At 68.3% G+C, this 11579-nt stretch carries 10 protein-coding genes; 4 read left to right on the top strand and 6 right to left on the bottom strand.

Features of this window, described 5'->3' with window-relative positions; translation table 11 throughout:
- The 4 genes from AB0J09_RS40010 to AB0J09_RS39995 form a co-directional block, all read right to left on the bottom strand.
- On the bottom strand, positions 1-520 hold a 520-nt coding region (locus AB0J09_RS40010; RefSeq protein ID WP_360702924.1), incomplete at its 3' end, for an ABC transporter permease.
- Positions 517-1443: an ATP-binding cassette domain-containing protein gene (locus AB0J09_RS40005; protein ID WP_360702921.1), complete on the bottom strand. Its 927-nt coding sequence runs from the start codon at positions 1441-1443 to the stop codon at positions 517-519. The genes AB0J09_RS40005 and AB0J09_RS40010, both read right to left, overlap by 4 nt.
- Before the next feature lie 115 nt (positions 1444-1558).
- Positions 1559-2227: a response regulator transcription factor gene (locus AB0J09_RS40000; protein WP_360702918.1), complete on the bottom strand. Its 669-nt coding sequence runs from the start codon at positions 2225-2227 to the stop codon at positions 1559-1561.
- Positions 2224-3357, bottom strand: a complete 1134-nt coding sequence (locus AB0J09_RS39995) for a histidine kinase (RefSeq protein ID WP_360702915.1) — start codon at positions 3355-3357, stop codon at positions 2224-2226. Before AB0J09_RS39995 ends, AB0J09_RS40000 begins: the two co-directional genes overlap by 4 nt.
- A 296-nt stretch (positions 3358-3653) precedes the next feature.
- On the opposite strand from AB0J09_RS39995, the gene AB0J09_RS39990 reads away from it, so the two are divergent.
- The 4 genes from AB0J09_RS39990 to vioD all read left to right on the top strand — a co-directional run bounded on the left by AB0J09_RS39990 (position 3654) and on the right by vioD (position 7582).
- A complete protein-coding gene (locus AB0J09_RS39990) occupies positions 3654-5285 on the top strand; it encodes an MBL fold metallo-hydrolase (RefSeq protein WP_360702912.1) in 1632 nt (543 codons plus the stop codon).
- Positions 5286-5331: 46 nt separating this feature from the next.
- Entirely contained in the window at positions 5332-5553 is a 222-nt protein-coding gene (locus tag AB0J09_RS39985) for an MbtH family NRPS accessory protein (protein ID WP_360702909.1), read from the top strand.
- Between the two features lie 12 nt (positions 5554-5565).
- Positions 5566-6369 (top strand): alpha/beta hydrolase, encoded by an 804-nt coding sequence (locus tag AB0J09_RS39980; protein WP_360702906.1) that lies wholly within the window; start codon positions 5566-5568, stop codon positions 6367-6369.
- 94 nt (positions 6370-6463) lie between these two features.
- Positions 6464-7582 (top strand): capreomycidine synthase, encoded by a 1119-nt coding sequence (vioD, locus tag AB0J09_RS39975; RefSeq protein ID WP_360702903.1) that lies wholly within the window; start codon positions 6464-6466, stop codon positions 7580-7582.
- 9 nt (positions 7583-7591) lie between these two features.
- Here the strand turns inward: vioD and gntD are convergent, their stop codons facing one another.
- Both gntD and AB0J09_RS39965 read right to left on the bottom strand, forming a co-directional pair.
- Entirely contained in the window at positions 7592-8593 is a 1002-nt protein-coding gene (gntD, locus tag AB0J09_RS39970; protein WP_360702900.1) for a guanitoxin biosynthesis L-enduracididine beta-hydroxylase GntD, read from the bottom strand.
- Positions 8594-8937: 344 nt separating this feature from the next.
- Positions 8938-11579 (bottom strand): amino acid adenylation domain-containing protein (locus tag AB0J09_RS39965; RefSeq protein ID WP_360702898.1); only part of this gene is annotated, 2642 nt, incomplete at its 5' end.

The raw sequence follows: 11579 nt of genomic DNA, 5'->3' as shown, positions 1-11579 counted from the left end.
CCAGCAGCCCGGTGGCGACAAGGTAGAGCCCGGCCCCGAAGACGGTGCGGAGCGCGTGCGGGTCGGCGAGGGTGGCCGCGTCGAAGCGGGCCGACAGGGTCGCCTGGGTCACGAAGAACGCGCCGAACGACGAGACCATGCTGACGACGAAGGCGACGCCGCCGAACACCAGGACCTTGGCCAGCAGTAGCCGCGACCGCCAGGGCACCGCGGCGAGCGAGGTGCGGATCATCCCGGTGCGGTATTCACCGGTCATCACCAGGGCGCCGAGCGTGGCCAGGGACAGCTGGGCGAGCACCCCGCCCTGGAAGCTCAGCTCGATGACGTTGAACGACGGATGCGCCGGATCCTCGTCGGCGCCCAGCGCGGCCAGAGAGATCGCGGCGCCCGCGCCGATCATCAGCACGGTCGTGACGACGAGCGCCCACATCGTGGAGCGGAGGGTGCGCAGCTTCGTCCATTCCGAGAGCAATATCCGGGAGAAGCGGGCACGTGCGGCGGTCTGGGTGGGGGAGGTCATCTCTGCTCCGTGACGAGAGAGTCGCCGAGGTGGTACTCGACGCTGTCCTTGGTCATCGCCATGTAGGCCGCCTCCAGCGAGGTTTCCTGCGCGAACAGTTCGTGAAGGGGTATGCCGCGGGCCGCGGCCAGGTCGCCGACCACGTTGGCAGGCATCTTGCGCACCTCCAGGTGGTCGCCGGCCGGCTTCACGGCCGCCCCGTGCCGGCTGAGCAGAGTGGCGAGCTCGGTCAGCTGCGGCGACCTGACCCGCACGTGGCCGTCGCCGCCGCTGACGAACTCCGCCATGTCGGCGTCCTTGATGAGGCGGCCCTTGCCGATCACGATGAGGTGGTCGGCGGTCAGCGCCATCTCGCTCATCAGGTGGCTGGAGACGAACACGGTCCGGCCCTCTGCCGCCATCGCGCGCATGAAGCCCCGGATCCACATGATCCCCTCGGGGTCCAGCCCGTTCACCGGCTCGTCGAACATCAGGATCGGCGGGTCGCCGAGCATGGCGGCGGCGATGCCGAGCCGCTGGCCCATGCCGAGGGAGAAGCCGCCGATGCGCCTGTCCGCGACGGACGCGAGCCCGACCTGGTCGAGGACCTGGCTCACCCGCGAGGCGGGGATGCCGTTGCTCTGCGCCAGGCAGAGCAGGTGGTTGTAGGCGGTGCGGCCGCCGTGGGAGGCCTTGGCGTCGAGGAGCGCGCCGATCTCCCTCAGCGGGGCCGCCAGTTCGGTGTACGGCTTGCCGTTGATCCTGATCGAGCCGCCCGTCGGGTGGTCGAGGTTGAGGATCATCCGCATCGTCGTGGACTTGCCGGCCCCGTTCGGGCCGAGGAAGCCGGTGACCCTGCCGGGCTGCACGGTGAAGGACAACCCACTGACCGCGGTCGTGTCACCGTAGGTCTTGGTGAGGTCATGTACCTCGATCGTTGCCATGGTCTCAGCCTCGCAAGCCGTAAGGCGCCGCGCCTCCTTCTGAAGAAGGCTTGATCGCTGGGCTCACGGTCCTACAGGATGGGCCCCTGGGCCCAGCGGGCCCGGGTCCCGGGATTCAGGCGCCGGGGGTGATCAGGCCCGCCTCGTAGGCGACGATCACCGCCTGCGCCCGGTCGTGAACGTCGATCTTGGCGAACAGGTTCGTCACGTGGTTCTTGACGGTGGAGACGGCGACGCCGAGCGCCTCGGCGATGTCGGCGTTGGAGTGGCCCTTGGCGATCAGGGTGAGCACCTCGCGCTCACGCTCGCTGAGGCCCCGCGCCGACAGCTCGGCAGCGGAGGCCGCCGTGCCCTCCCGGGGGCCGGCGCGGACGAAGGTGCCGATCAGACGCGTGAGCAGGCGGGGTGCGACGGCGGAGTCGCCGCGGTGTACCACGCGGACCCCGTCGACGATCTCCTCTGGCGACACGTCCTTGGGCAGGAAGCCCGAGGCCCCGGCACGCAGCGCTCCCACGACGTACTCGTCGAGGTCGAAGGTGCTCAGCGCCAGGATCCGCGCCTCGGGGGCCGCCCTCGTGATCTGCTCGATGGCCGCGATGCCGTCGAGCTCCGGCATGTGGATGTCCATGAGGATCACGTCGGGCTCCAACTCCCGGGTCCGGCTGACGGCCTCCCGCCCGTCGCCGGCCTCGCCAACGACAGTGATGTCCGGATGCGCCTCGAGGATCAGGCGCAGGCCGTACCGGACCACGACGTGGTCGTCGACGAGCAGAACGGTGATCACGACGTCTCTTCTCCAGATGCGGCGGGCAGCGGAAAGTCGGCGAACACCCGGAAGCCACCCTGCGGCCTGGGTCCGGCCTCGAACATACCGCCGCACAGGGCGACGCGCTCGGCCATGCCTGCCAGCCCGTACCCTCCGGTGGCAGGGCGGCGTGCGCTCATCGCGTCGTCGATGATCTCCACGCTGAGTGCCGAGGACCTGTAGGCGAGCTGAACGGTCGCCCGGCCGCCCTGGCCGTGCTTGCGGACGTTCGTGAGCGACTCCTGCACCACGCGGTAGACGGCCAGGTCGACGGCCGACGGCAGGGGACGTCGCTCCCCCACGATCACGAGCTCGGCGGGCAGGCCGGTCTCGCGGGCGCGAGCCACCAGGGTGTCGAGGGAGTCGGGCGAGCCGACCGCCCCGTCCTCGCTGCTCTTGTCCTCGGCGTCGTCGGCCCGCAGGACGTTCAGCAGGCCCCGCATCTCGGTCATGGCGTCGCGGCCGGCCTGCTCCGCCCTGCGCAGGGCCTCGTGGGAGGCGTCGAGGTCGGGGGTGGTACGGGCGGCGCCGATGAGGAGATTCATCACGCTGATGTGGTGGGCCACCACGTCGTGCAGTTCGCGGGCGATCCTGCGCCGCTCGCTGTGGACGGCCTCGGCGGCGGTCTGGATGTGCTTGCGCCGGTTCAGCTCCTGCCGGGCCCGCACGCTCTGCCCGATCGCGATCAGGACGATCGCGTAGACCACGGTGATCTGGGGCGGCACGTCGTAGCTGTAGGCCAGTGCGGCCACCCCGCCCACCGGCCACCCGGAGCGCGCCGGCAGGTATCTGCCGACGCTGTAGAACGCCACGCAGGCCGGGAAGAGGGTGAGACCCTTGGGGTCGCCCCCGAAGATCACGGCCGCCGCGAACTCGGCGCCGACGACCACGGCCACCACGAGGATCGGCCTCTCGCGCCGCAGGATCAGCGACAGCCCCGTGAGCGCTCCGATCGCGGCGGCCGCCACCATCTGACCGACTGCTATCGGGCCGGCGTCGGCTGCCGTCACGATGAGGTAACCCAGCGAGACGACCAGGGCGAGCGCCGCCAGCAGGGCGTCCTGGACCGCGGGCCGGGCGAGCGTGCTCAGCGCCTGCTCTCTCCGCATGGTCATGACCCTACTGAACACGGCCTTTCACGATCATGGACTGCGGTCGCGCGCCGCCCGGCGGTCTCCGATGCCCATCACGCCGTACGTCACCCAGAGTCACGTTTTCCGCGAGCCTTTCAGCGGAGGATCGGGGCCATTTGACGCACCGCGATCATCTAACTGCGATTAGTAATGCCTTTCACAAATCTGGTGTCAGGCGTATATTACACCTGACCGGAAGGGCCCGAAAAAGAGATACGGAGGGGGCGCGCATTAACCCGTTCAACGTGTAGCGTCATCTCCGGGTTGGTGCGATGCAAGACCCTGCGAGGGCCTTATTTGACAGTCTGGGAGCAGACATGGACAACGAACCGCGCTTCCTCCGGCCAAATGCCATCATCGAGCCGCTCGTCGATGGTTTCTATGCCTGGGTGCTAACTGTTGCACCGGTCCAGGCAGCCATGAATCTGGCGTTTCTGCAAGTTCCTCTGCTGGAGTCCTATCTGCAGTCGCCGCCCGTTCACATCGCGGCAAGTCAGAATCCGGCTCTTCGCGGCGGATACTTCGTGAACATCGGCGAGGACCGGGCCGGCGAGGTCCGGGCGCTGCTCGACTCGATCAAGCGGGACCGCGCCGAGATGCTCCGCTTCGCCGAAGCGATCATGGAGGCCGAGGACATCCTCCGGCAGAGCGCCTCCGGCTTCGACCTCACGCCCCTCTACCCGAAGCTCCCGCCCGAGCTGGGCGGCCTGGTGGAGCTGGCCTACGACACCAACAACCAGCCGACGCTGCGCTTCATGGAGCCGGTCGTCTACACCAGCTCGGTCTACTCAGAAGACCGCCAGTCGGTGCAGCTGTCGATCGAACCGGGCTACGAGCGCCCGTTCATCCTCAGCACCCCGAGACTGTCATCGCCCGACGTCCTTGACCTGCGCATCCCCTTCCGGCACCCCGGCCTGGAGGCGCTGTTCGGCGCCCGAGTACGGCCGAGCACGCTCGGCGAGCTGCGCGAAGCGCTCGAACTACCGGACGACGCCGCCGCCAGGCAGCTGGAGGGCCTGCTCACCACACAGCCGTCGCTGAACAGCGACCGGCACATCGACGGCGGGGGACGCATCCGCTACTTCGGGCACGCCTGCCTCGTCCTGCAGACGCCGGAAGCGGCGATCATCACCGACCCGTTCATCAGCGCGGACAACACCGCCGGTGGCCGCTACACCTACGACGACCTGCCCGACTACCTCGACCTGGTCCTGGTGACCCATGGCCACCAGGACCACATCGTGCTGGAGACGCTGCTGCAGCTGCGCGGCCGCGTCGGCCAGGTCGTGGTGCCGAGGTCCTCGCGAGGCAACCTGTGCGACCCCAACCTCGCCCTCTATCTGTCCCACCTCGGGCTGCCCGTCACGGAGGTGGACGACTTCGACGAGGTCGCCTTCCCCGGCGGGAAGGTCGTCGCGACCCCGTTCCTCGGCGAGCACGCCGACCTGGACATCCGCAGCAAGTCGACGTTCTGGGTCGAGATGGCCGGCCGGTCGATCTTCGTCGGCGCCGACTCCTCCGGGATCGACCCGCTGCTCTACCGCCACATCCGCAGGCACCTCGGCACGGTCGACGTGGCCTTCCTCGGCATGGAGTGCGACGGTGCGCCACTCACGTGGCTCTACCAGGCTCTGCTGACCCGCCCGGTCACCAAGAAGATGAGCGACTCGCGCAAGCTGTCGGGCTCCAACGCCGAGCAAGCCAGCGCCATCGTCACCGAGTTGGGCGCCACCGAGGCCTACATTTACGCGATGGGCGAGGAAAGCTGGCTCGGTCACGTCATGGCCACCAGCTACACCGACGACTCGGTGCAGCTCAAGGAGGTCGAGAAGTTCCAGTCCTGGTGCGCCGACAACGGCGTCAAGTCCGAGCACCTGCTCGGCCAGCAGGAGTGGCGCTGGTAGGAACCCCGCAACATCACCGCTGTTTCTCACCCTTCAGGAGGTCGCGATGCGGACAACCACGCTGGACTTCGAATCGCCCGACGCCCGTTTCAAGGTGCTGATCAACCACGAGGAGCAGTACTCCATCTGGCCCGCGGATCTCGCGGTCCCCGGTGGCTGGACGGAGACAGGGATGATCGGCCCGAAGCCGGAATGCGACGAGTACATAAAGGAGAACTGGACGGACATGCGGCCGAAGAGTCTCCGTATCGCGCTCGACGGCCAGTGACGCGCAGTCCCGATGCCCCACGTATTCACCAATGGGATCCGCCTGGCCTATGAGCGGTGGGGGCGCGGCGAACGCGTCCTGCTGATCATGGGATCGTCCGCGAGTGGCCGGGCGTGGACCCTGCACCAGACGCCGGCGCTGGTGGAGGCCGGCTACCAGGCGGTCACGTTCGACAACAGGGGCATCCCCCCGTCGGACGTGCCGCCCGGCCGGTACTCCCTGGCCGACATGGTGGCCGACACCAAGGGCCTGATCGAGGCCCTGGCAGCGGCGCCATGCCGGATCATCGGCGTGTCCCTTGGCGCGATGATCGCCCAAGAGCTGGCCATCCAATGGCCCCATCTCGTGCGCAGCGCCGTGCTCATCGCGACGAAGTCGCGAACCGACGCGGCCCGCCAGGCGCACTCCGAGGCGTTCCGCGCCCTCGCCGACAGCGGCGTGACGTTGCCGCCGCAGTTCGACGCGGCGCTGTCGGCCTTCCAGATGTTGTCACCGGCGAGCCTGAACGACGACCGGACCGCCTCTCTGTGGCTGGAGACGTTCACGGTGTTCGCCCGCGACAGGAAGACGTCGGCGGGTCAGCAGTGGGCGGACGAGATGCCCGACCGGCGCGCGGCGCTGCGCGGCGTCACGGCGCCGTGCCGGGTGATCGCCTTCTCCGACGACCTCATCACCCCGCCGTACCTGGGCGCCGAGGTGGCCGAGGCCATTCCCGACTGCGATTACGTCGAGATCGAGTCGTGCGGACACTACGGCTATCTGGAGCGCCCGGCCGAGGTCAACACCGCCATTCTCGAATTCCTCGCCAAGAACTAGTGCCGTCGCCTTGCGGGGCATCCATCCGGCTGATCCTCGCTACGGCAAAGATCCACGCAACATTCCCGGACGGACAAGCCGAAGGTGGCCCCACGTGCGACTACGCTCCGCACCACTCGAAGACTGGCTCCGCTACAACTACTTCAACGCCGAGATCGACATCAGCTCCAGCGGCGTGCAGCCGTACTCCATGGCCGAGGTGCGGTCGATCACCGGCCTCAGCCATGACGAGCTGGACAGGCTCGTGTTCGACGACGGCTACTCGCTCGGCGCCCCGGCAGTGCGTGCCGAGATCGCCAAGCGCTGGGGCAGCGGTGACCCCGACAAGGTCATGACCACCAGCGGTTCCGGCGAGGCCGTCTCCCTGGTGCTGATGTCCCTGCTGCGGCCGGGCGACGAGGTGCTCGTCGTACAGCCCGGTTACCACCTGCTGATCGAGCTGGCCGTCGGCCTGGGCTGCGACGTCAAGACCTGGTGGCTCGACGCCGACCGCGACTGGCAGCCCGTGATCGAGGAGGGGCTGGCACTCATCACCGAGCGCACGCGCGCCGTCATCGTGAACTTCCCGCAGAACCCGACCGGCGTCACGATCGCCGAGCAGGACATGCTGCGCCTGGTCGACCGGGCCCGGCAGGTGGGCGCCTACCTGCTGTGGGACGCGGCGTTCGCGGAACTGACCTATGACAGCGAGCCATTGCCCGACGTCTCCACGCTCTACGAGCGCGGCATCGGCTTCGGCACCTTCTCCAAGGTCTTCGGGCTGGCCGGCCTGCGATTCGGCTGGTGCCTGGGCCCGCCGGACGTACTGTGGGACTGCGTACGCATCCGCGACTACACCACACTGCACGTGGCGCCGTTGATCGAGTTGGTGGCGCTGCGGGTGCTCCAACACGCGGACGCGTTCATCGGGCCGCGCCACCGGCAGGCCCGGGACAGCCGCGAGGTCCTCAGGCAGTGGTCACGGGCCAACGAGAGGCTGGTCTCGCTGCCCCTTCCCCAGGCCGGGGTGGCGGCCTTCCCCCGGCTCGAAGGCGTGGACGACGTCGACGCCTTCTGCCAGCGGTTATTCACCGAACATGGCGTCCTGGTGATCCCCGGATCGTGCTTCGGAGCGCCGCGGCACATCAGGCTGGGCTTCGGTGGCCAGGCCGGCCAGCTCGCCGAGGGCCTGGACCGGTTGGCCACCGCGCTCACAGCGGAGAGGTCTCACTAGGAAGCCAGGTCAGCTGATCGATCGGGCGGCCGAGGAGAGTCGCGCCGCCCGTGACTTCCGCAGGTCACTGGTGACGTTGATCCGCTTCAGCCATCGGTCGGTGCCGTCGTGGCGGGCGTTGAACGGCTTGCGCCCGTGGACGACCCGGTAGTTGTCAAGGAAGCAATAGTCGCCGCTCTCCAGCTTCATGTCGAACATCAGATCGTCCATGGCCTTGACGAGCTGGTCGAGAGCGGACCTCGCCTCGTCATCGCCCTCGGCCACGCTCATGAAGTACGGGTCGGCCCGGATGTAGGGCTTGGCGGGGTCTCCGAACAGGACGGCCACCGGCTCGGGGGCGTCCTTCATCTGGGTGATGGCGGCGAAGACGCCCTCGTCGGCGGCGGAGTTGTTGTGGGCCAGGTGCGACTCGTCCGGGCTGATCACGAACCGGTTCTCCATGAGCGTGGCCCTGACGTCGTCGGCCAACTGGAGGTCGTCGACGTATCCGACCGTCGTGGCGGCCGAGTAGGGGTTGCGCAGGCAGGAGAACAGCAGGAAGTCGCCGCGCAACGGATGGAAGGCGTCCTCGGTGTGCCAGGTCAGCAACGCCTCGCTGCTGGAGCCAAGCTGCTCGTGCTCGTGTCCCTTGATCGGGATGACGTCGTGGACCAGCCGGCCGTCCTGCTGCGTCGCCCAGATGAACGGGTCGCCCAGCAGCGAGCCGTAGAGCAGGAGCAGCAGCTCCTCACGGCGGGCGGGCGAGGGCTCGGGGCGGTCGCGCCAGTGCGCCGGCGTCGGGCCCAGCCGATCATGGTCGATCGGGTGTCCTGAGATCGTGAGGACGCCTGACATCTGCTCAAGGCGGAACGCGTTCAGCGCGAGCCGCAGGCGCTTCGGCAGCTCGTGGGCGTACACCGTCGCGTGGTGCAGAGCAGCTTCCTGGTCGAGCTTGTAGAACTCTTCCTCGCACTCGTCCAGGAGCTGGGAAATCGCGCCCCGCTCCGCCTGGTCGAGCTCCAGATTGTCCATTCCGAAAGCCCTTCTTCGTCCGATTGCCGCAGGCGACCGGGGGATCACCGATTGCACGGATAAAGTCGGCACGGACGCCGGCACGAAATCCCCCTTTGTCCTGCCCCATATTATGCCAGTATTTCTTCTCACAACCTATCGGTCAGGTTGAGTGTAATTTTTTTCTCTTTCCCGGAACAGGCAATGCGATATCGCCGCACGACGATTTAATTATGCTCATCGCGACCTGTTCAGACTTTTGTCAGGCCCACCAGCCCGCGCCGCGATCGCACGGTGATCTGCCGCGCTGGAGTTCCCACCCTGGCGGGCGGCTCTGCGTCATCTTTTCGTCCGTCCCCGTATTCCTAGAATTCGAACTCTTCGTAGTCACTCAGCGGTGCCTGCGGCGACAGTTCCTCGATCACCTCCGCCAGTTCGGCGATGTTCGGATGGTCGAAGATCGCCGCGAGGGGCACCTCCACGGTGAAGGCGGCCCGTAGCCGGGAGATCACCTGGGTGGCCAGCAGGGAGTGCCCGCCCAGGTCGAAGAAGTCGTCCGTGACTCCGACCCGTTCCAGGCCGAGGACCTGCGCCCAGATACCGGCCAGCACCTCTTCGGTGGCGGTGCGGGGCGGTGCGTAGTCGCTCTCTGACCCAGGCTGGAGGTTGTCGGGTGCGGGGAGGGCGGCGCGGTCGAGCTTGCCGTGCCGGGTCACCGGCAGGGCCGGCAGCTCCATGAATATCGACGGGACCATGTACTCGGGCAGGCTGTCTCGCACGGATGCGCGCAGCTCCGCCACCGGCGGCAGGTCTCCGACCACGTAAGCGACCAACCGCTCCAGCGGGTCGGCGACCACGACAGCCGCGGTGATGGCCGGATGCGCCAGCAGGGCGGCTTCGACCTCGCCGGGTTCGATCCGGTACCCGCGGATCTTCACCTGCTGGTCGGCGCGGCCAAGGAACTCCAGCTCACCGTCCGGTAGCCAGCGCACCCGGTCGCCACTGCGATACAAACGCCCCCCATCACCGGAGAACGGATCGGCGACGAACCGCTCGGCCGTCAACTCTGGGCGGCCGCCATACCCTCGGGCCACGCCGACGCCGGCGATGAACAACTCCCCAGGTACACCCACCGGGACCGGCTGCAGATGCCGATCCAGCACATACACCCGCGTGTTCGGCAACGGCCCACCGATCGGAGCAGGCCCATCCACCCCCGCCTCGATCCCGGCCAGCTCGCTGTAGGTCGAGTCGATCGTCGTCTCGGTGATCCCGAACGCCGTCAGCACCCGCGCACCCAACACCTCACGAGCCCGCAGAACGGCAGACGTGCGCCACACATCCGTCGTCACCACCATCAAGCGGAGGTCGGGCAGGCGCCGGCCATCCCGCTCAAGGTGCCGTACCAGCTCGTCGGCGAACCGGGGCGCGCACTCGAACGCGTTGACCTTCGCCCGTTCCAGCTCCGCCACCCAGGCGGGAGTGGTGAGCTGCAGCCCCACCTCACCGATCACCAAGGCCCCGCCGCCGCACAGGGCCCGGACCAGGTCGGCGGTGAACACGTCGAAGCTGACGCTGGCCAGCGACAGCCACCGGTATTTCGCCTCGGCCGGGAAGTGAGCCTGTGACCAGGCAGCGTACGTTCCGGCCAGCGACCCGTGCGTGACCAGGACACCCTTCGGCCTGCCCGTGGAACCGGAGGTGTAGATCACGCCGGCCAAGCGTCCCGGGTGCGTCTTGCCCGATACCGGCGCCCAGGACTCGGCCGCCACCGCAGCCACCGTGGGCCGGTCGTCCAGCCACACAACGGTGTCCGCGGCCGTCAGCGCGCCCTCGCCCAGGCGCTCGGCCGACCGGCGATGCGCGACAACCACCTGGACCTGGCTGTCGGCGAGCATGTACGCCACCCTGTCGGCCGGGTAGTCGGAGTCCAGGAGCAGGTGAGCGCCGCCGGCCTTCCAGACCGCCAGCACCGCCACCACCAGGTCCAGCCCACGCTCCAGACACAGGCCGACGACCGTCTCCGGCCCCACCCCGAGACCCCGCAGGTAATGGGCCAACCGGTTGGCCCGTACCTCGAGTTGGGCGTAGGTCAGCGTCTCCTCACCGCAGATCGCAGCGACGGCCTGCGGAGCCTCGACCGTCCGCTCGGCGATCAGTTCGTGCACGCCGGAAAGGCTGGGGAGTGGAGCCTCGGTCGCGTTCCAGCCGCTGAGCAGTTGCCGTCGTTCCAGAGTCTTCAGGAGGGGTAGCTCAGAAACCCGGCGCTCAGCGTCGGCGGTCACGGACTCCAGCAGTGTCGTCAGGTGGCCGAGCATCCGCTCCATCGTCGAGCGGTCGAACAGCTCCGTGCTGTACTCCACCACCCCCGCCAGCCTGTCGCCGTCCTCCACCAGCGCGATGCTGAGGTCGAAGATCGCCGTCTCCTGCGGCGTACCCCACCCGGACACCTCGGCCGCTCCGAGCCTGGACTCACCGCCGTCGCCGCCCAGAGCGTAGTCGAACAAGACCTGGAAGAGCGGGGTGCGGGAGCGGTCGCGTTCGGGGGCGAGGGCGTCGACGACCTGCTCGAACGGCACGTCCTGGTGGGCGTAGGCGGCGAGCGCGTTGCCGCGCACCCTGCCGATCACGTCGGCGAAGGTGGGGTTGCCGGACAGGTCGGTACGCAGGACCAAGGTGTTGATGAAGAACCCGATCAGGTCCTCGGTCTCGGCCCGGTTGCGGTTGGCGATCGGAGTGCCGATCACGATGTCGTCCTGGTCGGCGTACCGTCCGAGGAGCACCGAGACAGCGGAGAGCAGGGTCATGAACATCGTGGCCCCGGCCTCACGACTCACTGCTCGCAGGGCGGCCGTGATCTGTGGAGCGATGTCGAATTCGACCTTCGCGCCTGCCGAGGACCGTACGGCGGGGCGGGGCCTGTCGGTGGGCAGCTCCAGGGTCGGGGCCCCCGCCAGCCGCTCGCGCCAGTAGCCGAGCTGCTCCTCGAGCACCTCGCCCTGGAGCC

Source organism: Nonomuraea sp. NPDC049784, assembly GCF_040659615.1.
Taxonomy (GTDB): domain Bacteria; phylum Actinomycetota; class Actinomycetes; order Streptosporangiales; family Streptosporangiaceae; genus Nonomuraea.
This window is presented reverse-complemented; position numbering and strand designations above follow the sequence as displayed.

Coding starts and splice junctions, on each gene's coding strand:
- AB0J09_RS40005 (WP_360702921.1), bottom strand. CDS start 1,443: ATGGCAACGATCGAGGTACATGACCTCACCAAGACCTACGGTGACACG.
- AB0J09_RS39995 (WP_360702915.1), bottom strand. CDS start 3,357: ATGCGGAGAGAGCAGGCGCTGAGCACGCTCGCCCGGCCCGCGGTCCAG.
- AB0J09_RS39990 (WP_360702912.1), top strand. CDS start 3,654: ATGCAAGACCCTGCGAGGGCCTTATTTGACAGTCTGGGAGCAGACATG.
- AB0J09_RS39985 (WP_360702909.1), top strand. CDS start 5,332: ATGCGGACAACCACGCTGGACTTCGAATCGCCCGACGCCCGTTTCAAG.
- AB0J09_RS39980 (WP_360702906.1), top strand. CDS start 5,566: ATGCCCCACGTATTCACCAATGGGATCCGCCTGGCCTATGAGCGGTGG.
- gntD (WP_360702900.1), bottom strand. CDS start 8,593: ATGGACAATCTGGAGCTCGACCAGGCGGAGCGGGGCGCGATTTCCCAG.